The organism is Phycicoccus sp. (assembly GCF_035325325.1).
GTDB lineage: Bacteria > Actinomycetota > Actinomycetes > Actinomycetales > Dermatophilaceae > Phycicoccus.
Map to the genome: position 1 here is coordinate 21,537 of NZ_DAOLAC010000008.1, position 24,967 is coordinate 46,503.

Sequence of the window (24,967 nt, forward strand, 5' to 3'; positions counted from 1 at the left end):
GGTCAGCCGATCTTGCTGGTGTCGAGCGCGACGGTGACCTCGCCGGACTTCACCTTGGCGACGGTCTCGTCGACGGCGGTCTTGACGTCGGCGGGCACGTTGTCGGACATCTTGATCTGCACGCCGGTGTCGAAGCCGAGCGGGTAGCGGCCCGTCGTCGTGCCGGCCTTGATCTTGTCGAGGACGTCGGCGAGCGGCTTCGTGAAGTCGTACTCGAGCGAGCCGGCGTAGTGCGAGCCCGCGGCCGAGGACTTGTCCGTGTACTTCGCGGTGACCCAGCCCGAGCCCTCGGGCTTGCCCTCGAAGGCCTGGAAGGTGCCGGTGGCGCCCTGGTTGAGCGAACCGACGATGACGTCGGCCCCGCTGCCGATGAGCTGCGTCGCGAACTGCTGCGCCTTGGCGGCGTCGTTGAAGTCACCGGTCCAGACCGGCTTGATCGTCGTGTTGACCCCGGTGTCCTTGATCGCCTGCTCCATCGCGTGGACCTCGGCCATCGAGAACGGGAGGGAGAGGCCGCCGACGTAGCCGACCGTGCCGGTCTTGCTCAGCTTGGAGGCGAAGACGCCCATGCCGTAGAAGCCGATGTGGAACTGGCGGTCGATCGTCCAGACGTTGGCGGGCAGGTCCTTGGCCTCGCCGTCGTACTCGGCGATGAAGGCGACGTCCGGGTTGGCCTTGGCGACCTTGGCCGTCGCGTCGTAGAACTGCGAGCCGTGCGTCCACACGACGGTCGCCCCGTCGCCGACCGCCTCGTTGAGGCGGGCCTCGATGTCGGGCACGGCGACCTTCTCGGTGAAGGAGACCTCCGCGCCAGCGCTCTCGGCGGCCTTGAGGGCGGCCAGGCCGATGGCGTTGTAGTCCGCGTCGTTCGTGGGGCCGGAGAAGATGGCCGCGATCTTCGTCGTCGAGCTCCCACCGCCCGAGCCGGAGCCACCCTCGTCGTCGGAGCCGCAGGCGGCCAGCAGGACGAGCGGCGCGAGGGCGATCGCGGCGACGAGGCGGCTGGTGGGTCGGGTCATGGCGCGCTCCTGGGGTCATCGGCTCGCCCGGGGACCGGAGCCCGGGCGATGTCAGGCCGTTGAGAGACGAGTGTGCGAAGCGACACCGGACCGGCTCATTGTCGGCATCCGCCAGACATGCACGAGGACGTGAGCAGACTTTGCCCAACGCTCTGTGGTAATCGGCCCCATGAATGACGATGCGTCACACGGCGGTTCGCGGCCCCGGCCATCCCAAGAGGTTGAGCCTTCAAGCACCTGGGCGCGGTGCGCGACCGTTGGCGGACCCGCCGCCGGGGTCCGCCGGGGGCCCGCACGGAGGCGACGAGGTCAGTCGTCGGTGAGGGTGAGGTGCACCCCGCCGACCAGCGCGGAGGAGACGTTGTAGAGGAACGCCGAGAGGGTCGCGATGGCCGTGAAGAGGATGACGTCGACGACGCCGACGACGATCGAGAGCGACACCACGCGGGTGAAGCCGACGAAGTCGAGGATGTCGAACTTCGTGCCGCCGTCCTGGATGACCTGCCCGATGACGCCGTTGACCTGGTCGAAGACGCCCATCGCGTCGAGGACCGTCCACAGCACGATCGTCGCGACGACGAGCGCGATGCCGAGGGCCACCGACAGCAGGAACGAGACCTTCATCGCCGACCACGGGTCGATGCGCGAGACGGTCAGCTTGACCCGGCGCGCGCCGGCCGGACGCGGGGCCGGCGAACCGCCGCGGGGAGCGGCCGCGGCCGGGCGCTCGGCACCGCGCGGCGACTCGACGGCACGGGACGGAACCCCGCCCTCACGGCCGGTCGGCACCGGACGGGTGGTCTCGCGGGCCGGCGTCACCGGGTCGGCCGTGCGCCGCATCGCGCCACCGGCGGCCGTTCGAGCGGGCGCACTGCCGCCGTCGGCGTAGGGCGCCCGGGGGGCACCCGAGGCGCGCACGGGACGTCCGGCGCTGTCTGCGGTGCTCACTCACGGCCTCCTCGGTCAGGCTCACCGTCCGATGCGTCGTCACCGGCAGGTGCTTCGTCCGACGGTACGGCATCCGCGGGGACACCTGCGACATCGGCACTCAGGGTCTGCCCAGCCGTGACCACCTCGTCACCGGCGACGACGGCCGCGTCCGCGGCCGCATCCGCGACCCCCTCCGCAGCCCCGTCCGGAGCAGCGGCCTCGGCGGCCTCGACGGCCTCCTCGACCTCCTTCTCCGGGTTGCGGGTGACGGCGACGATCGCGTCCTCCTTGCCGGGCTTGGCGAACTGCACGCCCATCGTGTTCCGGCCGGTCAGGCGCACCTCGTCGACCCGCGAGCGGACGATGTTGCCCTTCTCGAAGACGACGAGGACCTCGTCGTTCTCGTCGACGGTCAGCGCGCCGACGAGGTCGCCGCCCTTGTCGGACAGCTTGGCCACGGCGACGCCGAGGATGGCGCGGCCCTTGACGTTCCACTCCGAGGCCTTCGAGCGCTTGGCCAGGCCGGACTCGAAGACGACGAAGACGTCCGGGTCGGTGCCGTCGGCGACGACCGACATCGAGAGCAGCTCGTCGCCGGACCGGAACTTCATCCCGGTGACGCCGGAGGTCGCCCGGCCCATCGGGCGCAGCGTGGCGTCGTCGGCGTGGAAGCGGACCGACTGCCCCTTGCGCGAGACGAGGAGCAGGTCGTCGGTGGAGTCGACGAGCCCGACCCCGACCAGCTCGTCGCCGTCGCGCAGGTTCACCGCGATGAGGCCGCCGGTGCGCGGGCTGTCGTACTCGGCGAGGCGGGTCTTCTTGACCAGGCCGGCGCGGGTGGCGAGCAGCAGGTACGGCGCGTCGTCGTAGGAGCGGATGGCCAGTACCTGGGCGATCTCCTCGCCGGGCTGGAACGCCATGAGGTTCGCGACGTGCTGGCCCTTGCCGTCGCGCCCGGAGTCCGGCAGCTCGTAGGCCTTGGCGCGGTAGACCCGGCCGAGGTTGGTGAAGAAGAGCAGCCAGTGGTGCGAGGTCGTCGTGAAGAAGTGGTCGACCATGTCCTCGCCGCGCAGCGCCGCCCCGCGCACGCCCTTGCCGCCGCGCCGCTGCGAGCGGTACGCGTCGACCCGGGTGCGCTTGGCGTAGCCGCCGCGGGTGATCGTGACGACGACGTCCTCCTCGGGGATGAGGTCCTCCATCGACATGTCGCCGTCGGTCGGCATGATCGTCGTGCGGCGGTCGTCGCCGAACTTCTCGACGATGGCCGCGAGCTCGTCGGAGACGATGTCGCGCTGGCGCTGGGGCTTCGCGAGGATGTCGCGGTAGTCCTCGATCTGCGCCTGCAGCTTGTCGTGGTCGTCGATGATCTTCTGCCGCTCCAGGGCCGCGAGCCGGCGCAGCTGGAGGTCGAGGATGGCGCGGGCCTGGATCTCGTCGATCTCGAGCAGCTCGATGAGGCCGTTGCGGGCCTCCTCCACCGTCGGCGAGCGCCGGATCAGCGCGATGACCTCGTCGAGCGCGTCGAGCGCCTTGAGGTAGCCGCGGAGGATGTGGATCTCCTCCTCCGCCTTGCGCAGCCGGTAGGCGGTGCGGCGCTGGATGACGTCGATCTGGTGCTCGCACCAGTACCGGATGAACGCGTCGATCGGCAGCGTGCGCGGCACCCCGTCGACGAGCGCGAGCATGTTCGCGCCGAAGCTGGTCTGCAGCTGGGTGTGCTTGTAGAGGTTGTTGAGCACGACCTTCGCGACCGCGTCGCGCTTGAGCACGATGACGAGGCGCTGGCCGGTGCGGCCCGAGGTCTCGTCGCGGATGTCGGCGATGCCCGAGAGCCGGCCGTCCTTGACGTGCTCGGCGATCTTCTGCGCGAGGGAGTCCGGGTTGACCTGGTACGGCAGCTCGGTGACGACGAGGCACTGCCGGTTCTGGATCTCCTCGACCTCGACGACCGCGCGCATGATGATGCTGCCGCGCCCGGTGCGGTAGGCGTCCTCGATGCCGCGGTGGCCCATGATGAGGGCGCCGGTCGGGAAGTCCGGACCGGGGATCGCCTTCATCACCGCGTCGAGGGCCTCCTCGCGGGAGGCGTCCGGGTGGCGCAGCATCCACTCGGCGGCCGCGGCGACCTCGCGCAGGTTGTGCGGCGGGATCTGCGTCGCCATCCCGACCGCGATGCCGGCGCTGCCGTTGACCAGCAGGTTCGGGAAGCGGGAGGGGAGGACCTCGGGCTCGAGCGTCTTGCCGTCGTAGTTCGGCTTGAAGTCGACGGTCTCCTGCTCGATGTCGCGGACCATCTCCATCGACAGCGGGGCCATCCGGCACTCGGTGTACCGCGGCGCGGCGGCCGGGTCGTCACCGGGGGAGCCGAAGTTGCCCTGACCCTGGACCAGCGGGTAGCGCAGCGACCAGTCCTGGACGAGCCGGACGAGGGCGTCGTAGATCGCGCCGTCGCCGTGCGGGTGGTACTGGCCCATGACGTCGCCGACGACGCGGCTGCACTTGTTGAAGCCGCGGTCCGGGCGGTAGCCGCCGTCGTACATCGCGTAGAGCACGCGGCGGTGCACCGGCTTGAGGCCGTCACGGACGTCGGGCAGCGCGCGGGAGACGATGACCGACATCGCGTACTCGATGTACGAGCGCTGCATCTCGGTGTTGAGGTCGATCGGCTCCGTGCGGTCGGTCTCGACGGGCTGGTCTGTCATGGTGTCCTTCGGTTTTCAGGCGGTCGAGCTGATGTCCTGCGCGAGGCCGGCGTGAAGATGTCCAGACTGTGTTTTCGGGACATCTTCGTCAGCGCTCGTTCCTCGCTTGATCCTCAGATGTCCAGGAAACGCACGTCGCGGGCGTTGCGCTGGATGAAGCTGCGCCGGCTCTCGACGTCCTCACCCATGAGCACCGAGAAGATCTCGTCGGCCGCGGCGGCGTCGTCGAGGGTGACCTGGAGGAGCACCCGCTGGTCGGGGTCCATCGTGGTCTCCCACAGCTCCTGGTAGTCCATCTCGCCGAGGCCCTTGTAGCGCTGCACCGGGTTGTCCTTCGGCAGCCGCCGGCCCTTGGACTGCCCCTCGGCGATGAGGGCGTCGCGCTCGCGGTCGGTGAAGGCGAACTCGTGCGGGGCGTTGCTCCACTTGAGGCGGTAGAGCGGCGGCTGGGCGAGGTAGACGAACCCGGCCTCGATGAGGGGCTTCATGAACCGGAACAGCAGGGTGAGCAGCAGGGTGCGGATGTGCATGCCGTCGACGTCGGCGTCGGCCATCAGCACGATCTTGTGGTACCTGGCCTTCTCGATGTCGAAGTCCTCGCCGATGCCGGTGCCGAACGCCGAGATGAGCGCCTGCACCTCCTGGTTGGCGAGCGCCTTGTCGAGACGCGCCCGCTCGACGTTGAGGATCTTGCCGCGGATCGGGAGGATCGCCTGGGTGTGCGGGTTGCGGCCGCGCACCGCCGAGCCGCCGGCGCTGTCGCCCTCGACGATGAACACCTCGGAGACCGCGGGGTCCTTGGCCTGGCAGTCGCGCAGCTTGCCCGGCAGCCCGCCGGACTCGAGCACCCGCTTGCGGGTCGCCTCGCGGGCCTTGCGGGCGGCCATCCGGGCGGTGGCCGCCTGGATCGACTTGCGGACGATCTCCTTGCCCTCGTTCGGGTGGCGCTCGAGCCAGTCGCCGAACTCGTCGGTCATCGCCCGCTGGACGAAGCCCTTCACCTCGGAGTTGCCGAGCTTTGTCTTGGTCTGGCCCTCGAACTGCGGTTCGCCGAGCTTGACGCTGATGACGGCGGTGAGGCCCTCGCGGACGTCGTCGCCGGTGAGGTTCTCGTCCTTCTCCTTGAGCAGGTTCTGCTTGCGCGCGAAGTCGTTGACCAGCTTGGTCAGCGCCGCGCGGAAGCCCTCCTCGTGGGTGCCGCCCTCGTGCGTGTTGATCGTGTTCGCGTAGGTGTGGACCGACTCGGAGTACGCGGTGGTCCACTGCATCGCGAGCTCGAGGGACAGGCTGCGCGCCTCGTCCTCGACCTCGATCGAGATGACCTCGGGGTGCACCGGCTCGGTGCGCTTGGACGCGACGAGGTGGTCGACATAGTCGACGAGCCCGTTGTCGTAGCGGTACGAGACCGAGCGCGCGGTCGTCGTGCGGGCCTGGCCGCCGGCCTCCTCGTCCTCGTGGTCCTCGACGACCGCGATGTCGGAGTCGACGCCGTCGAGGTCGGGGGAGCCGTCGGCGGCCTCGGTGACGCGCTCGTCGACGAGGTTGATGGTCAGGCCCTTGTTGAGGAACGCGTACTGCTGGAAGCGGGCCCGGATCGTCTCGTAGTCGTACTCGGTGGTCTCGAAGATCTCCGGGCTGGCCCAGAACGTGATCGTCGTGCCGGTGCGGTCGGTCTCCTCCATCTCGGTGAGGGGACCGGTGGGCACACCGTGGTCGAAGGACATCCGGTGGGCGTGGCCCTTCTGGCGCACGCAGACGTCTAGGCGGGTGGAGAGCGCGTTGACGACCGAGGAGCCGACGCCGTGGAGGCCGCCGGAGACCTTGTAGCCGCCGCCGCCGAACTTGCCGCCGGCGTGCAGCTGGGTGAGGACGAGCTCGACGGCGCTGACGCCCTCGGTGGGGTGGATGTCGGTGGGGATGCCGCGGCCGTTGTCCTTGACCCGGACGGCGCCGTCCTCCATGAGGATGACGTCGATGGTGTCGGCGTAGCCGGCGAGCGCCTCGTCGACCGCGTTGTCGACGATCTCCCAGACGAGGTGGTGCAGGCCGCGCTCGCCGGTGGAGCCGATGTACATGCCCGGGCGCTTGCGGACCGCCTCGAGCCCCTCGAGGACGGTGATGGCCGACGCGTCGTAGGCCGGGCCCTCGGGGAGGACGGGAGCCTGCTCGGGCGGGACGGTGGGGTCCTCGGCGGACGGGACGGTGGGGTCCACGGCGGGCACGTCGGGGGTGTCGGGCTGGTCGGCCACGGGTCTCCTTCGTCACTGGCCGCGCCGGGCACCGGGACGGTGCGGGCGGCTCATGGCGCGCGCCCGCGGGTCGTGAACACCCGGGGGCGCGCTGTCGCCCTCCATCCTACCGGTCGGGACCGACGGAGCACCCGCTGGGAGGCCCGTGGCGCCGGTTTTCCGGCATTTTCGGGTCCGTCCACGACTCCCCACACGCGCCCCGGCCCCTCGGCGGCGCTGAGCGGCCTTCCTCGGCCTCGCCGTCCGGGTGGTCGCGCCCGGTCGTCACGGGCCCTCGTGGCGGTCGTCCTCGCGGACGGCCGGACGGCCCGGTCGCAGCGAACGGGCGGGCTGCCCGCCGCCCCCGCCTGAGGTGCGTGCTACGGCGCAGTAAGTGCTGCGATAGCGACACGTACTGCGCGGTAGCACGCACCTGGGGCCGACGGGGCGGGCGGGCGGGCGGGGCCGGTCGCGGCGAACGGGCGGCGCGCGACGGCCCGGGCACCTACCCTGCACGCATGGGGAGGATGCTGCGCCGGGGTCTCGCCGCCGCGTGTGCCGGTCTGGCGCTCGTGGCCGGCGGCTGCGGGCTCGGCGGCGGTCCGGCCCCGACCGGCGATGGGGTCTCGACCTCATCGGCGCAAGCCGCGTCGTCCGCGAGCCCGTCGACCCCGCCCTCGGCCCAGCCGTCGCCCTCCCCGTCGACCACGCCCTCGGCGGAGCCGTCGCCCTCATCCTCGGCGGAGCCGTCCGCCCCTCCCGGCACCCAGTGGGTCACCGGCGAGCGCTCGGGGCTGCGGTTCGCGGTCCCCGAGGACTGGAAGGTCCTCGAGCTCACCAAGGTCCTCGAGAGCGGTGACCAGGACGCGCTCGCCCGCATCGCGCAGCAGATGAACCTGCCGGTCGCCCAGGTCAAGGCGGCGGCGCGCAGCGTCGACGTGGCCGTCTTCGGGCCGCCGAGCCGCGGCTTCGCCCCGAACCTCAACGTGCAGACCCTGCCGCTCGAGGTGATGCCCACCGAGGCGCAGACCCGGATGGTGCTGAAGATGATCGGTGCCACGGTCGCCTCCTACGAGGAGGTGACCACCCCCGTCGGCCGGGGCCACGTCACCGGCTACACCCTCCCGGTCGACACGAACACGGCGACCGGGCGCCAGCTCACGGTCATCGGGCCGAAGGGCGTGGTCGTGCTGACGGTCACCGACGTCGACGTCGACCGCGCCGACACCGTGCTGGGGATGCTCCGGGCGTCGCTGCACGCGCGCTGAGGCCGGCTCTCCGGGACGGCCGGGAGGCAGCCCGGGGGACGGCGCGGAGGCCGGCGGGGAGGCCGGCGGTCAGGACGCGACGCCGAGGACGACGAGGTCGCTCTCCCGCAGCCGGGCCACCCGCGGCACCGGCACCTCGACCGCGTCGAGGCCCTCGAGCAGGGTCCGCACGTGCGTGGCCGTCGCGTCGACGACGAGCACGCCGTCGCGGGCAGCGCTGTCGCGCAGGGCATCCCACATCGATGGGTCGTCGGTGAACGGGACCACACCGACCACCCCGGCGAGCGCGTCGAGGGTGAGGTCGCCGAGCGTCGTCGGCAGCGGCACGGTGGAGCGGACGAGGTCGAACAGGTCACGGCTCTCCAGCGCGCGCCGGACGAGGGCGTCGCCGTGGAGGGCCAGCACCTCGCGGAACAGCGCGGGCTGCTCGGCCCCGAGGAGGACGAGCTGGGCGAGGAGCGAGCGGCCGAGGCGCTCGGCGACCGTCGCGTCGTCGTGCGCCGGGTCGGTGAGGATGTCGCGGGCGTCGTCGACGACGACGTGGCAGAAGCCGACCCAGCCGGGGACGACCTCGGTCGTGCCCTCGGCCGCGAGCATCCCGCGCACGTAGTGCCGGTGGGCGCTGCGGGCTCCGGGCTGGGTCCGGTAGGGCAGCACCGCGGCCACGGCACGGACGCCGGCGACGGAGGAGGGGACGGGCAGGACGAGCAGCGGGTCGAGGCCGAGCCGCTGGCGGCACCACTCGGCCTGCTCGGCAGCCGGACGCTCCCAGAGGGTGGCGCGGCCGGAGACCTCGACCCCGTCGACCTCGACCGCCACCGGCAGCTGGTCGGCGACGTCGAGGACGTGTTCGAGGGTGGTCTCCGGGGTGCACCACGAGCGGGTCGCGGCGCGCGGGTGCAGGCGGATCTCGGTGCCCGGCTCCTCGAGCGGCTCCTCGGCCAGGGTGACCCGCACGGTGCCGTCGGCGAGCCCGACCCAGCGCATCGTCGGGGCCATCGGGACCAGGGCCGAGCGGGTGCGCAGCTCGACGACGTCGGCGACGTGGAAGGCGGCGAGCAGGGCGCTCTCGTAGCGGCGCAGCCCCTCGCGGACCGGGCCGTGGTCGTGGCTCCCCGGGGTCGCGTCGAGCCAGCGGACCTCCTGCGCGGTGAACCCGACCCCGTCGTCGCGCACGACGAGCGGGGCGCCACCGGTCGCCGAGGTGACCCGGATCCGGCCGACGTGGTCGGGGTCGACCCGGCGGCGGGCCGCGATGCCGACGAGCGCGCTGCCGAGCAGCTCGCGCACGTGCGCGCGCGGGCCGGAGGCCGGGCCCGGGCGCCGGCTCGGCGTGCCCCGCTGGGCGGGCGCGGCCGGGGTCGGCACGGGATCGGCGGGCGGGTGGGTGCCGGGAGGCGGTTGATGCACGGTGGTGTCCGTTTCGGGCGGGCGACCGGCCGGGGTGGGGTCGGACGCAGGAGCGAGAGTCCCTCCACTGTGCCGAGGCCGGCGCGCCGCGGCGGCACTGCGCCGGGGTCACTCCACCCGTCGGCGCGGCCTTCGGTCCGAACGAACGATGCCTCCTGCACCGTCCGTCCCATCCGCCACGGCGACGGGCGCGTGTGTCGGGGCGGTCGCCCTCAGTCGTCGGACGCGCCGCGCAGGGTGCGCTCGAAGAGGTCGCGGACGTCGTCGGAGAGCGCCGGCTCCGGGATGACGACGTCGACCGCGGGCGCCGGGCAGCGCACGCCGTAGCAGTACGCGTCCGGGTAGTCGCGCTCGACGGCCGCCGCGAGGGCCTGGAGGCGGTCGGTGGCGAGGAGGTCCTGCCACGCGGCGGTGTCGGGGTGGGGCAGCTCGCCGAGGGCGACGGTGCGGGCCCGGGTGCGCCCCGCGAACCCGCCGGTGCGCCGCAGCTCGACCTGCGTGCCCGGGGCCGGCGTCGGGGCGGGCTCGGCCGGGGTCCCGGGGACCGCGGGCGCGCCGGTCCCGCCGGCTCCTCCGGACGCGCCGGCGGCGATCGGCGTGACGCCGACGCCCTCCCAGGCGGCGGTGACGGCGTCCGCCTCGCGCGAGCCGTCGCCGAACCGTGCCGTCGCGGCGGCCACGGTGAGCCCGGCGAACGTCGCGAAGTCGCAGTCGGCGCGGATCTCGCCGGTCAGGGTGTCGTACCAGACCCGGCCGGCGACCTCCCAGGCGTTGCCGCCGAGGGCGACGGCGAGGTCGTGGAAGGCCTTGTTCGGGATGCCCGAGTTGATGTGCACGCCGCCGTTGTCGTCGGTGGTGTCGACGTAGTCGCGCAGGTGCGCGGGCTGCGGGTCCTTGCCGAGCCGGGGGTCGTCGTAGGCGGTGCCCGGGGCGGCCATCGAGCGCAGGGCGACCCCCTTGACGCCGGGCGCCAGGAGCTCGGCGCCGATGAGCCAGTCGGCCTGCGCGGCGTCCTGCCCGAGCGAGTGCTGCTTGACGAGGGAACCGAAGACGTCGGAGACCGACTCGTTGAGCGCGCCGGACTGGCCCTGGTAGGTGAGGCCGGCGGTGTACTGGGTGACCCCGTGCGCGAGCTCGTGCCCGATGACGTCGAGGCTGCGGGTGAAGCCGAGGAAGACGACGCCGTCACCGTCGCCGAAGACCATCTGGGTGCCGTCCCAGAAGGCGTTGTCGTAGTCCTGGCCGTAGTGGACGCTGGCGACGAGCGGAAGTCCCTTGCCGTCCAACGAGTTCCGGGCGTAGGCGTCCTGCCACAGCTGCCACGTGGCGCCGAGGCCGTCGTAGGCCTCGGTGACCGCGGCGTCGGCGGTGGGCGGCGCGCCCTCCTCGCGCACGACCGGCCCGGGCAGCGCCGTGGCGTGCTGCGCGTCGTGGATGGTGCGCTGCGGCCCGGAGTCCGTTCCCGGGGTGGCGCCGGGCAGGGTCGTGCGGCCGCCCGGGCGCGCCTCGGCGGTGACCCGGCCACGACGCAGCGACTCGTCGAGCCGCAGCGCCTCGGCCGCCCGGGCCGCGACGTGGTCGTCCCCGGAGGCGGCGAGCGCGGCGAGCAGGTAGGGCGGCACGATCGAGCACCGCACCGGAAGCCCCGGGGTCGCGCCGGAACCGTTCCCCGGCGACCCCGGGGTCTCCGGCATGGGGCGGGAACGCTGGGGTCGGGGGCGCGGCGTCGTCATCCCTCCACGATGGACCCGCCCACCGACACCCGCGACCCGGCGCCGCGGACCGTCCTCAGCCGCCGAGCGGGTGCCGCCGCAGGAGCTCGCGGGCGCCCGCGTCCGGGGGAGCGGCCGCCGCGGCGACGACCCCGCGCAGGACGAGGTCGAGGACCGCCGGGAACGAGTCGTCCGGCCGGCCGCGGGAGTGCTCCTGCTGCACCGACCCGAGGACGGCCGTGAGGACCGCGTGCCAGGCGAGGTGCGCGGTGGCGCGCTCGACCCCTTCGTCCTCGAGCCGGTCGAGCACGGCGGTGAGCAGCTGCCGGCCGGTCCGGGTCGACCCCACGTGCGCGAGGACCACCCCGGTCAGCCGCGGTCGGCCGCCGAGCCAGGCGTGCAGGGCGGTCGCCACCGCCGCCAGCCACTCCGGCCAGGGCCCGACGGCCTCCGGAAGCCGGAACGCCGAGAGGCGGTGCTCGGCCACGGCCGTCAGGAGGTCGTCGCGCGAGGTGACGTGGTTGTAGAGGGCGTTGGGGCTCACCCCGAGCCGGCTCGCCAGGGCCCGCATCGCGAACGCCTCGGGCCCGACCTCGCCGAGCAGGTCCTCGGCCGCCGCGACGACGTCGTCCCGGGTCATCCGGCTCCCCGCCGGCGGGGCGCCCCGGCGGCGGGGGGTTGTCGTGGCCTCCGGGCCGGCGTACCGTCGCACCCGGTAAATGTACACCGTTCATTCAGGAGGTGGCCCCGGTGCCCAGCCCCCGGGACACGACCACGCAGGCCCGCGAGCGCCGGCCGACCGCACCCGCCACCGGCCACGTCGTCGGGTGCGCCGCCCGCACGAGGGACCCCCGATGAGGGCGCGCGACGTCGCGGCCGGCGTGCTGCTCGTCAACGTGGTCCCGCACGCGGTGGTCGGCCTGTCCGGCGGACGGTGCATGACCCCGTTCCGAGGTGAGGACTCCGGGCCGGTCGCGAACCTCGTGTGGGCGGGCCTCAACCTCGCGGCCGGCGCAGGCCTGCTCGCCACCGGGCCCTCCGTGCACGGCGACCGGTCGGCCGTCGACACCCGCCGCCGGGCCGTGCAGCTCGGCACCACGCTCATGACGGCCTTCGGCGCCGGCTACGAGCTGCGGCGGACCGTCCTCAGCCGCGGTCGATCTGCATGACGACGGCCTTGGGCTCGGTGAAGAACTCGCGCGAGAAGTTGCCGCCCTCGCGCCCGACCCCGGAGTCGCCGACGCCGCCGAACGGCGTGCGCAGGTCGCGGATGAAGAAGCAGTTGACCCACACCGTGCCGGCCCGCAGCCGCGACGCGACCCGGTGCGCCCGCGAGAGGTTCTCGGTGAAGAGCATCGCGTTGAGGCCGTAGCGGGTGTCGTTGGCCAGGTGCACGACCTCGTCCTCGGTGTCGAAGGCGTTGACGACGCACACCGGCCCGAAGATCTCCTCGCAGTACGGGGCGGCGTCCAGGGCCAGCCCGTCGACGATGGTCGGCCGCACGACCCACGAGCCGTCCTCGGCCACCCCGCCGGTGTGGACCCGCCCGCCGAGCGCCCGGGCCGACTCCACGTAGGAGACGACCTTGTCGAAGTGCCGCTTGCTGGCGAGCGACGAGAAGCGGGTCGCCGGGTCGAACGGGTCGCCGATGGTCAGCGCCTCGGCGGCCGCGACGAACCGCTCGAGGAACTCGTCGTAGATCGAGGAGTGGACGAACAGCCGCGACCCGGCGAGGCAGATCTGGCCGGCGTTGCGGAAGATCGCCTCGACCGCCCAGTACACGGCGTTGTCGAGGTCGGCGTCCTCGAAGACGACGTTGGCGCCCTTGCCGCCGAGCTCGAGCGACACCGGGGCGAGGTGGGTGGCGGCCGAGGCCATCACCGCCTTCCCCGTGGTCGACGAGCCGGTGAAGGTCACCCGGTCGACCCGGTCGTCGCCGGTGAGCGCCGCGCCGGCGGGGGCGCCGTGTCCGTTGAGGACGTTGAGGACCCCGGGCGGGAAGCCGGCCTCGACGGCCAGCCGGCCGAGCATCGTCACCGACGCGGGGGTGTCCTCGGACGGCTTGATGATGCACGTGTTGCCCCAGGCGATCGCCGGCGCGATCTTCCAGGAGGCCATCATCAGCGGGAAGTTCCACGGGCTGATCGCGGCGACCACGCCGGCCGGGCCGAACTCGCTGTAGGTGTGGTGGCCCGAGTCCATCGGGTAGACCTCGCCGACGGCGTCGCGCTGGTGGTCGGCGAAGAAGCGGAAGTTCCACACCGACCGCGCGACGTCGTGCTTGGCCTGCGCGAACGGCTTGGCCATGTTCGTCGAGTCCAGCCGGGCGAGGTCGTCGGTCCGCTCCTCCATGAGGTCGGCGAGCCGGTGGATCGCCGCCGCCCGCTCGACCCGGCCCATCCGCGGCCACGGCCCCTCGTCGAAGGCCCGGCGCGCGCTGGCGACGGCCCGCTCCGCGTCCTTCTCGGAGCCCTCGGCCGCCTCCGCCCACACCTCGCGGGTCCACGGGTTCCAGACGTCGAAGCGGGCCCCGTCGACCGACTCGACCTCCTCGTTGTCGACGACGTGGCCGAAGAACTGCAGGTCGCTCATGAGTACTCCTCCTGGGCTCGGGCGCGGCGTTCCGCGATCGTGACACCTCCGGCGGCGAAATGGGTACGGGGAACCTCGCGGAGGATGACCCGGACCGACTCGACCGGCACGTCGAGCGCGTCGACGGCGGCCTCGGTCAGGGCGTCGATGAGGCCGCGCAGCATCTCGGGCTCCCGCCCCTCGGCGAGGGTGACGTCGATGACCGGCACGGCTCAGCCCTCCCCGCCGGCGAGGAAGACCGAGCCGAGGTTGCTGAAGTGCAGCGCGGTGCTCGACCCGGCAGGCGCGAACACCGCGTCGGTCATCCCGCCCGTCAGCACGATCCAGCCGGCCTCGATGGCGTGGCCGCGGCGGGCCAGGTCGTTGGCGGCGAGCGCGAGGGCCTCGCCGGGGTGGCCCTGCACGGCCGCACCGGTCGCCGAGTCGACGACGACGCCGCCCACCTCGACGAGGACCGCCTCGAGCGCGAGGTCGAGCTCGCTCGGCGGCAGCCCGACCGGGCCGGTGACGAACGCCCCGGAGGACGCGTTGTCGGCGGCGACGTCGCCCGCGGTGAAGCGGAAGTCGCGGTAGCGGCTGTCGATGACCTCGGCGCCGCCCCACACCGACTCGACCGCGCTCATCGCCTGCGCGCAGGTGACGCCGGGGCCCTCGAGCCGCTCGCCCATGACGAAGACGATCTCCGGCTCGATGCGCGGGTGGATCAGCCGGCCCTGCGGCACGGGGTCGCCGACGGGCAGCACCATCGCGTCGGTGAGCCACGCGACGAAGGGGACGTGGACGCCCATCCGCTGCTGCTTGGCCCGGCTGGTCAGGCCGAGCTTGACGCCGACCAGCGTCTCGCCACGGTCCAGCCGCTTCTGGAGGTTGAGGTCCTGGATCTCGTAGCCGGTGTCGAGGTCGAGCTCCGGCCACTCGTCGGTGAAGGGCGGGCGGTCGCGGCGCTCGTCCTCGCAGGCCAGCAGCTCGGCCGCGACCGAGACGACGTCCCAGCCCCCCGCCGGCGCCTCACCGGCCATCAGCGCACCCCCATGCCGGCGAGGTCGCCGAGCTCGACGAGGTGCGCCTTCTCCTCGGCCAGCTGGAGCGCGATGTCGATGATCATGTCCTCCTGGCCGCCGACGTAGCCGTGCTCGCCGACCTTCTGGAGGATCTCGTGGGCCGGCACGTCGTAGCGCTCGGCGGCCCGCTCGGCGTGCAGCAGGAAGCTCGAGTAGACGCCGGCGTAGCCCTGGGTGATCGACGCGCGGTCCATCCACGGCAGCCGCGGGATGAACGGGCGCACGACGTCCTCGGCGGCGGAGAGGACCTCGCCGAGGTCGACGCCGGTGCGGATGCCCATCCGCTCGAAGGTCGCGGCGAGCACCTCGGTGGGGCTGTTACCGGCCCCGGCGCCGAGGGCGCACAGCGCACCGTCGATCTGCAGCGCCCCGGCCTGGAAGGCGAGGACCGAGTTGGCGATGCCGAGGCTGAGGTTCTGGTGGCCGTGGAAGCCGACCTGGGCCTCGGTACCGATCTCGTCGATGACGGCCCTGATCCGCTCCTGGGCGTCGGAGAGGACGAGGGCCCCCGCCGAGTCGACGACGTAGACGCACTGGGCGCCGGCGTCGACCATGATCCGGGCCTGCTCGGCGAGCGTCGCCGGCGACGCCTTGTGGCTGAGCATGAGGAACCCGACGGTCTCCATCCCCAGGGCGCGGGCTGCGCCGAAGTGCTGGATCGACACGTCGGCCTCGGTGCAGTGGGTGGCGATGCGGGCGACCGACGCTCCGGCCGCGTGCGCGTTCTTGAGGTCGTGGAGCGTGCCGAGGCCGGGGAGCATGAGGACGGCGATCTTCGCCTGGGTGGCCTCCTCGACCGCGGCGGAGATGAGCTTCATCTCGGCGACCTTCGAGAAGCCGTAGTTGAAGCTCGAGCCGCCGAGGCCGTCGCCGTGGCTGACCTCGATGACCTGGACGCCGGCCCGGTCGAGGGCGTGCACGACCCCGCGGACCTGCTCCTCGGTGAACTGGTGGCTCATCGCGTGCGAGCCGTCGCGCAGCGTGGAGTCGGTGATCCGCAGGTCGCGGTCGCCGCCGCCGCGCGGGGTGTGCGCGAGCACGTCGGTCTCGGTCAGCTCGTCGACGACGACGGGGACGTCCTCGGGGCGGATGGTCATGTCGCCCATGTCAGACACCGGCCTTCTGCGCGTCGGCGCCGGCACCGACGAGCGGGTCAGGGACGTCGCCGAGCTGGGCCGACGACTTCCACGTGGACGCGACGCCGAGCCGGTGGGCGACGAGGATGTCGCCGACCCGGGCCGCGGCCGCGGTGATGATGTCGAGGTTGCCCGCGTAGTCGGGCAGGTAGTCGCCGCGGCCCTTGACCTCGATGGGCACGAAGACGCGTGCCATGCCCTGCCAGGTGTCGCGGGCGTGGTCGAACTGGGGGTCGGCGCGCAGGTGGTAGCCGGGCACGTAGTCCTGCACCTCGGCGACCATCGCGTGGATCGAGGTGAGGATGCGCTCCTGCAGCTCACCGGGCTCGGCAGCCTCCTCGGGGATGGCGCAGAAGACCGAGTTGCGCATCATCAGGGGTGGCTCGACGGGGTTGAGGATGATGATCGCCTTGCCGCGCTCGGCGCCGCCGACCACCTCGAGCGCGGCCGAGGTCGTCTCGGTGAACTCGTCGATGTTGGCGCGGGTGCCGGGGCCGGCGGACCGGCTCGAGATGCTCGCGACGATCTCGGCGTAGGGCACGGGGACCACGGACGAGACCGCCTTGACCATCGGGGTCGTCGCCTGGCCCCCGCAGGTGATCATGTTGACGTTCATGGCGTCGAGGTTGAAGTCGAGGTTGACCGGAGGGCAGAGGTACGGGCCCACCGCGGCCGGCGTGAGGTCGACGGCGAGGATGCCCGCCTCCGCGTAGCGCGGGGCGTTGGCCGCGTGCGCCTTGGCCGAGGTGGCCTCGAAGACGATGTCGGGCAGCTCGTCCTGGGCGAGCATCCAGTCGACGCCCTCGTGGCTGGCCTCGAGGCCGAGCGACCTCGCGCGGCGCAGGCCGTCGGAGGCCGGGTCGACCCCGATCATGTAGCGCGGCTCGATGACGTCGCTGCGGCGCATCAGCTTGAACATCAGGTCGGTGCCGATGTTGCCGGGGCCGACGATGGCGGCGGTGCCCTTGGTCCGTGGCGTGGTGGACATGGCGCTCCTTCGGTGGGGCGGGTCAGACGAAGCGGGCGGTGACGCTGCCGAGCCCGGCGAACGTCGCGGTGAAGGTGTCGCCGGCGGCGACGGGCGACATCGCGCACACCGACCCGGGCAGCACGACGTGGCCCTTCTCGAGGGTCACCCCGCGGGCTCCGACGGTGTTGGCGAGCCAGACGAGCGAGTTGAGCGGGGAGCCGAGGACGGCGCCGCCGGCCCCGGTGCCGACGACCTCGCCGTTGCGGTGGAAGGTGGCCCCGGCGAGCCGCAGGTCGACGGCGCCGACGTCGGTCGGGGTGGAGCCGAGGACGACCGCGCCCGAGCTGGCGTTGTCGGCGATGGTGTCGAACAGGCCGATCCGCCAGTCGCGGATGCGGCTGTCGACGATCTCGAGGGCGGGCAAGACGAAGTCGACGGCCCGCAGCGCCTGGTGCACCGTGACGCCCGGGCCCTTCAGCTTCTTCTTGAGGACGAAGGCGACCTCGGGCTCGATGCGCGGCTGCACGAAGAGGTCGACCGGGATCGGCATGTGCTCGAGGTGGAAGAAGTCGTCGAGCAGGTGGCCGTAGTCGGGCTCGGCGATGCCGAGCAGGCGCTGCATCGCGGCACTCGTCAGGCCGACCTTGTGGCCGCGGATGGTCCGCCCCTCGGCCAGCCGGCGCTCGACCTGGCGCAGCTGGATGGCGTAGGCGTCCTCGAGGCCCATCCCCGTGTGCGTGGCGGTCAGCGGCTCGAGCGGCTCCTTCGAGTCGTACGCCGCGAGCAGCGCGTCGGCGACCTGCGCGCGGGTCGAGTCGTCCACGGGGGTTCCTTCCTGGAGCCGCGCGGAGCCGTGCGGCGCGGGGCGCGGTGTGGTGCAGTGCCTTCCGGACCGACGGTACGGATCCCGCCGGCGGCCGGCCCCCGACGTTCCGCTCCCGGGAACGGTGCCCCGAGGTCAGACGGCGTGCGCTCGGGCGATCCGGCGGCTCGCGGCGACGAGCACGGGCGCCAGGCGGTCGACCTGCGGCGCGATGGACTCGGTCGGGCCGAACACCGAGACCGACGCGATGGCCACCCGGCGCGAGATGACGGGGACCGCGACCGAGGAGGCGCCGTCGAAGGACTCGCCGTGCGAGACCGCGTACCCGACGCGGCGCACCGACTCGAGGCACCGCAGCCAGTCGGCCTCGGTGCGCACGGTCCGGCTCACCCGGGGCGGGAAGCCGGCCCGCCGACGGGCGAGGTCGGCCTCGGGGTTCCACGCCGCGATGGCCTTGCCGCTGCTCGTCGTGTGCGAGGGCAGGCGGCGGCCGAAGTGACCGAGGAAGCGCACGCCGTCGGGGTTCTCGATCCGCTCGACGAAGACGATGTCCGGGCCGTCGGGGACCGAGAAGTTGACGGTGAGGCCGGTGCTCGCGGCGAGCTGGCGCAGCGTCGGCAGCGCGACGTGGCGCAGCTCGTTGCGGGCCAGCGCGAGGGCGCCGAGCTCGTACACGTGGATGCCGAGGCGGTACTGGCCGCTCTGGAGGTCCTGCTCGATGAACCCCCGGCTGGCCAGCGTGTTCAGGAGCCGGTGCGCCGTCGACTTGGCGACCCCGAGCCGCCGGGCGATGTCGGAGACCCCCAGCTCGCCGTCGGTCGCGAAGCACTCGAGGACGTCGAGGGCGGTGCCCACCGACTTCAGGCCCGAGGCCTGTGGCTCGCTCACCGGCGAACGCTTCGGTGTGGTGGCGCACCACGCGTGCTCCTGCGCGACGATCGACATGCTCCGGCTCCCTTGCCCGTCCTGCGATGGGATGACAGTGACGGCCGCCGCGTGGTTCGATCAACGCATGCGTTCCACTGAGCGGAACGTCCCCCCTGTGACGCTCCTCGCACGGGCGGCGGCGCTCGTCGGGGCCTTCGACGAACGCGCCCCGGTGCTCACCCTGGCCGAGCTGGCCCGCCGCACCGGGCTGCCCAAGTCGACGGCGCACCGCATCGTCGGCGAGCTCGTGGCCCTCGGCGTCCTCGAGCGGCAGGACTCCGGGCCGTCGGGGGAGGGCTACCGACTCGGGATGTGGCTCTTCGAGCGTGGCGAGCTCGTCCCCGCGCACCGCTCGCTCTCCGAGGCGGCCCTCCCGGTGATGGAGGACCTGCGCGAGGCGACCCGGCAGCGCATCCACCTCGCCGTGCTCGACGGGGTGGACGTCGTGTACGTCGAGATCCTCGGCGCGAGTGGGCTCGAGGTGGTCTCGCGCACCGGGGGCCGGCTGCCCGCCCACGCCACCGGTGTGGGCAAGGCGATGCTCGCCTACTCGACGGCGGCCACCGTGCAGGCCCGGATCGACGCCGGCCTGCCGCGGCTGACCCCGCGCACCATCGCGACCCCGGGCGGCCTCGTGCGCGAGCTGCGCAAGATCCGCTCGGTCGGCATGGCCCTCGACCTCGAGGAGGCCCAGACCGGGGTGTCCTGCGTCGCGGCCCCCGTCTTCGGCGTCGAGCACAAGGTGCGCGCCGCCCTGTCGGTGACCGGAACGACCTCCTCGGTCGACCCCTCCACCCTCGGGCCGGCCGTGCGGACGGCCGCCTTCACCCTCGGCCGCGCGCTGCGCGAGTCCGGCCTCTGACGGTCTCCCCGTTCACCCCGGGCCGCCCCTCGCGGTCGCCGACGGACGCCACGTGAAGGCCCTCAGCGCGGCAGATGAGGACGTTGTCGCACCCAGGGGTCCGGGCCGTAACCGTTGCCTTCGACCTAGCCCTGCGAAGGCTAGGTCTTAGCCCTCGGAGTTGGCCAGTGACTCTTGAGCGCAGCGCGGAATGTGCGTGAGTTCGTCCCGGATGTCCTGAAGGATCAGGCCATGGTTGACGAGACATGGTTCGCCGTGCGGACGCTTGTGGCCAACAACGAGGAACGACCCTGGGGGCCTCACCACCTACCGCCGGGCCAGATCGACTACGAAGAGCGCATCACCTTGTGGCGGGCGGCCGGCTCCGACGCAGCAATCGCGATGGCGGAAGAGGAGGCCGAGCGTTACGTCGAGGATCTCGGCGGTGAGGTCCTTGGACTCACTCAGGCGTACGCACTCGCTACGAAACCAGCTCATGGGGTTGAGGTCTTCTCACTCATCCGGCGGAGCGAACTCACGGCCGAGGACTACCTAGGCCGGCACTTTGACACCGGGACCGAACATCAACACCGCGCAGACGAGTGACGGACCCGCGGCATAGGAAGACGTTGAGCGTCTTCGGTCTGGCGTGGCGAACGTCCTCCTGATGCGCTTGTTCGGGCTTGGTGTCCCAGAGCGCAGAAGGAGGACGTTCATGAGCAACGGTAGTAGTGGTGTCTCTCGAGGGGACCGGAACCGCAACGCGCGGCTGGCCCGGTTGCGGGGTGCGGTGCCGGTGTCGAACGCGATCGTCGGGATCGACCTCGCGGACAAGAAGCAGATGGTCGTGGTGACCGACCACGACTCAAAGGTGCTGGCCCGTCGCACGCTCCGGGTGAAGGCGTGGGAGCTTGGGGTGGCGTTGGACTGGGCCGCTGGGCGTGCGGTGAAGGCAGGGTTCGTGGGGGTGACGGTCGCGCGCGAGCCGACCGGTCACCGCTGGCAGGTCCTGGGCCAGCTCGCCGCCGACCGCGGGATGCCGTTCGTGTGCGTGCATCCGGCCGCGTCGGCGTACGCCCGCCGCGCCGAGGACCTCACCTTGGACAAGACCGACGACAAGGACGCCGTCCTGATCGCCCGCCTGACCGCGCAGCTGACCTGCTACCTGCCCGAACCGCTGGATGCGACCTGGGCGCGGCTGCGGCACCTCGGCGCCCGCCGGGAGCAGCTGATCGAGGAGCACGTCGCGTGCGTGCAGCAGGTCCGCGACCTGCTCGAGTGCGTGTGGCCCGCAGCCCTCGACACTGCGAAGCAGCCGTTCCGCTCCACGACGTGGGTCGCCGCGCTGGCCGTGATCGTCGGCCGCGACGGCGGAGACCTCGCTCGCACGCGCCGCCTCGGAGCGGCCAGGTTCGAGACCGCGGTCCGGCGTGAGGTGGCCCGCCGCGGCGGGGCCCGGCCGTGCCTGCGGATCGTGCGCCGCCTGTTCGCCGCACTGACCGACCCGGCTGGTGTGACCACCCACCGCACGCCCACCTTCGAGCGGGTCGCGTGGGTGCTGCAGGACTGGGACCACGCCCGCACCCGCCTGGTCGAGGTGCAGGCGCGAATGGTCACGGTCCTCGACGAGCTGGAGCTGACCGCCTTGGCGACCTCGATCGATGGCCTGTCCGCGGTCGGTGCCGCGGCGATCCTGGCCGAGACCGGCGACCTGACCCGGTTCACCTCCGCCCGCGCCGTGGTCAAACACGCCGGCCTTGCCCCGCGAGAACGCAAGTCCGGGGCGTTCACCGGCCGGGCCCGCCTGTCCGGCGCCGGCCGACCACGGCTGCGGGTCGCGGCGTGGCGGGCAGTGTGGGGGTGCCTGCAGACCAACCGGGTGTACGCCGCCCGCTACCGGTACCTGACCACCCGCGAGGACAACCGGCTCACCCCCACCCAGGCCCAGAGCGCGGTCGCCGGGCCATCCTGCGCCAGCTGCACCACGTCATCACCCACCGCCAAGCGTGGGATCCGACCGTCGCCGCCCACGGCATCCGGGTCGTGGAGGTGGTTGCGGCATAACCTGATTCGACCCGCTCAAAGCGTCAGATTGACGCGCCCAAGGGCTGGGGCGGGGCGAGCCTTCCGCGGCATCGAGAACCACGCCGGCATCTCGTCGCTCATCACAGGCCGCCCCGTCCCGTCGTCGACACAACCCGATCACACGCTGCCGAGCCCACCTCGATTGGCTATGCAGGGACCGCCGACGGAAGACACCGGGCACCCGCCCACCCTTGACGCTGAACTCCTCACGCTGATGAGCGGTTGCTTCAACCTGGGCCCGATGGGGGTCAGGAGAAGTTGATCTGGAGGTCGGGGACTCGACGGCTGAGAAGCCGGACCAGCCGATCGAGTTCGGGCCCCTCCCCGACGCGGATATCTTGGCCGTCCGCCAGGTGGATTCGGCGCAGCGTGCCGCTTCCATAACCCCGCGCGTGCTCCACCGCCATCACGAGGTCAACGCGGGATTCTTCGCGGCCAAGAGCCGTCCGCCACGTGAGCACGTCGCCGTCGACATGAATGACGAGCGCGCTCGACAGCCCCCAGACCACAACCAAATGGACGAGGACTGGCAGCAGCAGCAGGGCTGGCCATCCACCGAAGATGAGGACGACTGTGAACACAGCGACAGCCGCGGCAACCAGGAGGACTGGCCAGCCCCATGGGCGCACGATCAACTCGTCCGCCCCCGGCTGCGTGGTCATGGGCGCGATTGAAGCATGTGCCGCGGTTGCCCACGGGCGAATGACACCGGAATGGCGCCCTCGTAGCGGCATGAGCGGAATCCTGCCGCGGGATGATGACCCCGTGACTGATCCCGAAGGGGCCCCAACTTCTTTGCCGATCGATGGCTCGCGTGGCGGACGCGGCGAGCTATGCGTCGAGCGGCTCGACGTCTCGCCGCAGAGCTCAAGGACCATGGCGTCACCGGGGATTACTCGTTCCTCGGCTTTCACTGTGATCCAGTGGTCTGGCTCGTCACGCGGAGCGATGTCGAACGCGACAAGCTGCTGAAGTCAGGCCTGCTGAGGGACCTAGTGGTCCAGCGGCTGAGGGAAGCAGGAGTCAGGCGCGATCTGGCTGAGCAAGCCGGAGCAACCGTGGAATCGCAGGAGACGGTGGACCGCGACTTCGACGGCAACTGGCGTCACGCGATGCAGTGAGGCGTCAGTCAGTCGCGCCGCGGTCATGACACCCCAAGCGGCAGATCCGTGCGGATCACTTCGGGCGAGCTTTCAGCCCCCGGCAGGATCGCCCCATTCCCAGTCCAGGATGCGCGCCTCGGACAGAGGGGTCAGCACGCGGATGAGCTCGTGAGCCTGTTCCGAGCCTTCGATGTCGAGCGCCCAGTAAGACGACGCATGCCCGAGCGTCTCCCATCGGACGCCCGTGCTCGTAATGAGAGCGTGAAACTCAGCGTGGCGCTTGTGGGCGTACTCGGCGTCATAAATGGCAACCCGGATGGTCCGATGATCACCCTTCCTGACTAACTGAAACACTCCGTCGTCAGCAATCCGGATGCGATCACCGAACGAGACGCCGTACGCGAAGAAGGGGATGCAACACAGTTCGAAGACCTCACCATCGTCCGTGCGCGTCCAGACCTGTTCAAACTGCCCATCGGGTGGATCGTTCACGGCAATCCGATGGATGTAGTTCGTCTGAGCGCGACCGATTGGGTCTCCGTGCGTGACGATCTTCGAGTCGTCAGCCACGCGCCAACCCTAGAACACACCCCACTCGCTCATCGGCAGATCCGGATGATTCCGCGGGTGGTGGCTCAGGCTGCCGGCGTGCTCCACCAGCCGTCGTCGACGGCCAGGTCGTTCCACCACTCGTCGAGCCCGGGGTCCCGGTCGGCCGGCGGAGGGTGTGAGGACTCCAGCGGTGGTGGACGGAGTGTGGCGAGGGCGCGGTCGTAGGAGCCGTCGCTCAGGTCCCAGACGACGTAGCGGCCGCGGTCATCCGGTCGCTCGCGGACCTCGGCCCAGAGCCTGCGGCGGTGGACGGTGGTGTGGTGGCGCTGGCAGAGCAGCGCCGCGTTGGCGGCGTCGGTGGGTCCGCCGTCGGCCCAGTGCCGCACGTGGTGAGCGCGCGCCCAGGCCGCGGGTGCGGTGCAACCGGGGAAGGTGCAGCCCCGGTCGCGCACCCACAGATGGCGTCGGTGCGCGCGGGTGAACAGCCGCTCCAGCCTCCCCACCGTGAGCGGCTCGTCGGCGGTGCCGAGGACGTGGGGGATGAGCGCCGCGTCGCAGGCGAGCCGGCGCAGGGCCTCGGGGCCGACCAGGGTGCCGGTCGCCACCGAGCCGATGACCTCCCCTGCCCCCGTTCCGGCGCGGAGGTCGGCGAGGGTCATCGTCACGTGCAGGGTGGCCGGTGACCCGGCCCGGGTCTCGGCGCTCAACCCGCTCGCGGCCGCACAGACCTCGGTGAGCGCCTCGACGCGACGCTGCCCGGCGGGACGCAGGTCGGCCTCCCCGGTCTCGTCGTTCGGGGACGGCGCCGAGAGCGGCCCGATGGCGGCCTCGAGGGTCGCGGCCTGCTCCGGGGTCATCCACAGCTGGTACTCCGTGAGGTCACCGGACTCCACGTGCGGCATCGACAGCCGGGCCGCGGACGCGAGCCGGTCCTGCAGGTCGTCGAGGGCCCCACGGTGCCCGTGGTCGGCGATGAGCCGCGGACGCAGCCGACGCATCAGGGACGGACCCCAGGCTTGGGCGAGGTCGAGGAGCTTGCCGGTGACGGTGGGCACCGCGGCTGGCTGCAGCAGGGGGGTGAGCCGACCGGCCTCCCGCAGGACCGCGCACCCGACCCCTGCGTCGACCCGGCCGGCCTCCACGGCGGCGAGGACCAGCCCGAGCGGCGAGTCCTCCACCGGACCGCCACCGTCGAGGGCGGACCCGGCGGCCGCCACGTCGACCGCGAGCCGGGCGACCGCGGCTGCTCCCCCCTGACGAAGTGACGGCGCGTGCTCCCGGACCCACAGCTGGACTTCCGACCCCGCGACCTCACCCCGGCGGGCCGCCTCCACGGCGACCGACACCCGCGCGGCGGACCCCAGCGCCACGACCTCGTCCAGCGACTCCAGCAGCTCACCCAGCTCTGCGCCCGACGCCGCCGCCAGGACGTCGCCGAACCCCGCCAGCGCCTCCCGCGCCGCATCGATCGAGGAGCATCGCTCCCTGAGTTCGGTTCTCCCCGTTGACATGTGCTCATTCTCGCAGGCACCACCGACAGCCCCCCCACCGTTGAGACCACCCCTGTGGACGACGGCGGATGACGGAGGGGCTGTGGACGCCCGACCC

General features: G+C 72.3%; 23 protein-coding genes. 6 read left to right on the forward strand and 17 right to left on the reverse strand.

Annotated features, from left to right (window positions below; genetic code table 11):
- Positions 1-2: 2 nt before the first annotated feature.
- The 4 genes from PKA89_RS07275 to gyrB all read right to left on the reverse strand — a co-directional run bounded on the left by PKA89_RS07275 (position 3) and on the right by gyrB (position 6,900).
- Positions 3-1,019: a BMP family protein gene (locus PKA89_RS07275; RefSeq protein ID WP_324418063.1), complete on the reverse strand. Its 1,017-nt coding sequence runs from the start codon at positions 1,017-1,019 to the stop codon at positions 3-5.
- A 309-nt stretch (positions 1,020-1,328) separates the two neighbouring features.
- Positions 1,329-1,967, reverse strand: coding sequence for a DUF3566 domain-containing protein (locus PKA89_RS07280; RefSeq protein WP_324418065.1), 639 nt, complete (start codon positions 1,965-1,967; stop codon positions 1,329-1,331).
- Positions 1,964-4,651 carry a DNA gyrase subunit A gene (gyrA, locus tag PKA89_RS07285; protein WP_324418067.1) on the reverse strand — a complete coding sequence of 896 codons (2,688 nt, stop codon included), beginning with the start codon at positions 4,649-4,651 and terminating at the stop codon, positions 1,964-1,966. The genes PKA89_RS07280 and gyrA overlap by 4 nt, the downstream gene beginning before the upstream one ends.
- Before the next feature lie 113 nt (positions 4,652-4,764).
- Positions 4,765-6,900: a DNA topoisomerase (ATP-hydrolyzing) subunit B gene (gene gyrB / locus PKA89_RS07290; RefSeq protein WP_324418069.1), complete on the reverse strand. Its 2,136-nt coding sequence runs from the start codon at positions 6,898-6,900 to the stop codon at positions 4,765-4,767.
- A 497-nt stretch (positions 6,901-7,397) separates the two neighbouring features.
- Here gyrB and PKA89_RS07295 point away from each other — a divergent pair, with 497 nt between their 5' ends.
- Complete coding sequence (locus tag PKA89_RS07295) at positions 7,398-8,147, forward strand: hypothetical protein (RefSeq protein WP_324418071.1); 750 nt, start codon at positions 7,398-7,400, stop codon at positions 8,145-8,147.
- A 69-nt stretch (positions 8,148-8,216) separates the two neighbouring features.
- Here PKA89_RS07295 and PKA89_RS07300 read toward each other — a convergent pair whose 3' ends face one another.
- From PKA89_RS07300 to PKA89_RS07310, 3 genes are all read right to left on the reverse strand, one after another.
- Complete coding sequence (locus PKA89_RS07300; protein ID WP_324418073.1) at positions 8,217-9,515, reverse strand: hypothetical protein; 1,299 nt, start codon at positions 9,513-9,515, stop codon at positions 8,217-8,219.
- 254 nt (positions 9,516-9,769) lie between these two features.
- Entirely contained in the window at positions 9,770-11,251 is a 1,482-nt protein-coding gene (locus PKA89_RS07305; RefSeq protein ID WP_324418075.1) for a protealysin inhibitor emfourin, read from the reverse strand.
- Positions 11,252-11,345: 94 nt separating this feature from the next.
- Positions 11,346-11,909: a TetR/AcrR family transcriptional regulator gene (locus tag PKA89_RS07310; protein WP_324418077.1), complete on the reverse strand. Its 564-nt coding sequence runs from the start codon at positions 11,907-11,909 to the stop codon at positions 11,346-11,348.
- Positions 11,910-12,123: 214 nt separating this feature from the next.
- Here PKA89_RS07310 and PKA89_RS07315 point away from each other — a divergent pair, with 214 nt between their 5' ends.
- Positions 12,124-12,438: a hypothetical protein gene (locus tag PKA89_RS07315; RefSeq protein WP_324418079.1), complete on the forward strand. Its 315-nt coding sequence runs from the start codon at positions 12,124-12,126 to the stop codon at positions 12,436-12,438.
- On the opposite strand, the gene PKA89_RS07320 is transcribed toward PKA89_RS07315, so the two are convergent.
- The 7 genes from PKA89_RS07320 to PKA89_RS07350 form a co-directional block, all read right to left on the reverse strand.
- A complete protein-coding gene (locus tag PKA89_RS07320; protein ID WP_324418081.1) occupies positions 12,416-13,861 on the reverse strand; it encodes an aldehyde dehydrogenase in 1,446 nt (481 codons plus the stop codon). The genes PKA89_RS07315 and PKA89_RS07320 overlap by 23 nt on opposite strands.
- Entirely contained in the window at positions 13,858-14,070 is a 213-nt protein-coding gene (locus PKA89_RS07325; RefSeq protein WP_324418083.1) for a tautomerase family protein, read from the reverse strand. The genes PKA89_RS07320 and PKA89_RS07325 overlap by 4 nt, the downstream gene beginning before the upstream one ends.
- A 3-nt stretch (positions 14,071-14,073) precedes the next feature.
- Positions 14,074-14,880 carry a 4-oxalocrotonate decarboxylase gene (locus tag PKA89_RS07330; protein WP_324418085.1) on the reverse strand — a complete coding sequence of 269 codons (807 nt, stop codon included), beginning with the start codon at positions 14,878-14,880 and terminating at the stop codon, positions 14,074-14,076.
- On the reverse strand, positions 14,880-16,028 hold the full coding sequence (gene dmpG, locus PKA89_RS07335; protein WP_349255526.1) for a 4-hydroxy-2-oxovalerate aldolase: 1,149 nt from the start codon (positions 16,026-16,028) through the stop codon (positions 14,880-14,882). The genes PKA89_RS07330 and dmpG overlap by 1 nt, the downstream gene beginning before the upstream one ends.
- 1 nt (position 16,029) lies before the next feature.
- Positions 16,030-17,046, reverse strand: a complete 1,017-nt coding sequence (locus PKA89_RS07340; RefSeq protein WP_324418089.1) for an acetaldehyde dehydrogenase (acetylating) — start codon at positions 17,044-17,046, stop codon at positions 16,030-16,032.
- 22 nt (positions 17,047-17,068) lie between these two features.
- Positions 17,069-17,851: a fumarylacetoacetate hydrolase family protein gene (locus PKA89_RS07345; RefSeq protein ID WP_324418091.1), complete on the reverse strand. Its 783-nt coding sequence runs from the start codon at positions 17,849-17,851 to the stop codon at positions 17,069-17,071.
- Positions 17,852-17,986: 135 nt separating this feature from the next.
- Complete coding sequence (locus tag PKA89_RS07350; protein ID WP_324418093.1) at positions 17,987-18,739, reverse strand: IclR family transcriptional regulator; 753 nt, start codon at positions 18,737-18,739, stop codon at positions 17,987-17,989.
- Positions 18,740-18,893: 154 nt separating this feature from the next.
- On the opposite strand from PKA89_RS07350, the gene PKA89_RS07355 reads away from it, so the two are divergent.
- From PKA89_RS07355 to PKA89_RS07365, 3 genes are all read left to right on the forward strand, one after another.
- Positions 18,894-19,640 carry an IclR family transcriptional regulator gene (locus PKA89_RS07355; RefSeq protein ID WP_324418095.1) on the forward strand — a complete coding sequence of 249 codons (747 nt, stop codon included), beginning with the start codon at positions 18,894-18,896 and terminating at the stop codon, positions 19,638-19,640.
- 231 nt (positions 19,641-19,871) lie between these two features.
- Entirely contained in the window at positions 19,872-20,225 is a 354-nt protein-coding gene (locus PKA89_RS07360; protein WP_324418097.1) for a hypothetical protein, read from the forward strand.
- Between the two features lie 109 nt (positions 20,226-20,334).
- Positions 20,335-21,966: a transposase gene (locus PKA89_RS07365; protein WP_324418099.1), complete on the forward strand. Its 1,632-nt coding sequence runs from the start codon at positions 20,335-20,337 to the stop codon at positions 21,964-21,966.
- Here the strand turns inward: PKA89_RS07365 and PKA89_RS07370 are convergent.
- A complete protein-coding gene (locus tag PKA89_RS07370) occupies positions 21,953-22,366 on the reverse strand; it encodes a hypothetical protein (RefSeq protein WP_324418101.1) in 414 nt (137 codons plus the stop codon). The two genes, PKA89_RS07365 and PKA89_RS07370, sit on opposite strands and share 14 nt — an antisense overlap.
- Before the next feature lie 261 nt (positions 22,367-22,627).
- On the opposite strand from PKA89_RS07370, the gene PKA89_RS07375 reads away from it, so the two are divergent.
- Positions 22,628-22,825 (forward strand): hypothetical protein, encoded by a 198-nt coding sequence (locus tag PKA89_RS07375; RefSeq protein ID WP_324418103.1) that lies wholly within the window; start codon positions 22,628-22,630, stop codon positions 22,823-22,825.
- 72 nt (positions 22,826-22,897) lie between these two features.
- Here the strand turns inward: PKA89_RS07375 and PKA89_RS07380 are convergent, their stop codons facing one another.
- Together PKA89_RS07380 and PKA89_RS07385 are read right to left on the reverse strand one after the other, a co-directional pair.
- Positions 22,898-23,377, reverse strand: coding sequence for a DUF4265 domain-containing protein (locus tag PKA89_RS07380; protein WP_324418105.1), 480 nt, complete (start codon positions 23,375-23,377; stop codon positions 22,898-22,900).
- A gap of 65 nt (positions 23,378-23,442) precedes the next feature.
- Positions 23,443-24,870, reverse strand: coding sequence for an HNH endonuclease (locus PKA89_RS07385; protein ID WP_324418107.1), 1,428 nt, complete (start codon positions 24,868-24,870; stop codon positions 23,443-23,445).
- Positions 24,871-24,967: the final 97 nt, after the last annotated feature.

What these genes read in the sequence shown, in the direction of transcription:
- PKA89_RS07365 (WP_324418099.1), top strand. Translation starts at nt 20,335, where the DNA reads ATGAGCAACGGTAGTAGTGGTGTCTCTCGAGGGGACCGGAACCGCAAC.
- PKA89_RS07310 (WP_324418077.1), bottom strand. Translation starts at nt 11,909, where the DNA reads ATGACCCGGGACGACGTCGTCGCGGCGGCCGAGGACCTGCTCGGCGAG.
- PKA89_RS07305 (WP_324418075.1), bottom strand. Translation starts at nt 11,251, where the DNA reads ATGCCGGAGACCCCGGGGTCGCCGGGGAACGGTTCCGGCGCGACCCCG.
- PKA89_RS07315 (WP_324418079.1), top strand. Translation starts at nt 12,124, where the DNA reads ATGAGGGCGCGCGACGTCGCGGCCGGCGTGCTGCTCGTCAACGTGGTC.
- PKA89_RS07385 (WP_324418107.1), bottom strand. Translation starts at nt 24,870, where the DNA reads ATGTCAACGGGGAGAACCGAACTCAGGGAGCGATGCTCCTCGATCGAT.
- PKA89_RS07275 (WP_324418063.1), bottom strand. Translation starts at nt 1,019, where the DNA reads ATGACCCGACCCACCAGCCGCCTCGTCGCCGCGATCGCCCTCGCGCCG.
- gyrA (WP_324418067.1), bottom strand. Translation starts at nt 4,651, where the DNA reads ATGACAGACCAGCCCGTCGAGACCGACCGCACGGAGCCGATCGACCTC.
- dmpG (WP_349255526.1), bottom strand. Translation starts at nt 16,028, where the DNA reads ATGGGCGACATGACCATCCGCCCCGAGGACGTCCCCGTCGTCGTCGAC.
- PKA89_RS07370 (WP_324418101.1), bottom strand. Translation starts at nt 22,366, where the DNA reads ATGACCACGCAGCCGGGGGCGGACGAGTTGATCGTGCGCCCATGGGGC.
- PKA89_RS07320 (WP_324418081.1), bottom strand. Translation starts at nt 13,861, where the DNA reads ATGAGCGACCTGCAGTTCTTCGGCCACGTCGTCGACAACGAGGAGGTC.
- PKA89_RS07360 (WP_324418097.1), top strand. Translation starts at nt 19,872, where the DNA reads ATGGTTGACGAGACATGGTTCGCCGTGCGGACGCTTGTGGCCAACAAC.
- PKA89_RS07340 (WP_324418089.1), bottom strand. Translation starts at nt 17,046, where the DNA reads ATGTCCACCACGCCACGGACCAAGGGCACCGCCGCCATCGTCGGCCCC.
- PKA89_RS07330 (WP_324418085.1), bottom strand. Translation starts at nt 14,880, where the DNA reads ATGGCCGGTGAGGCGCCGGCGGGGGGCTGGGACGTCGTCTCGGTCGCG.
- PKA89_RS07295 (WP_324418071.1), top strand. Translation starts at nt 7,398, where the DNA reads ATGGGGAGGATGCTGCGCCGGGGTCTCGCCGCCGCGTGTGCCGGTCTG.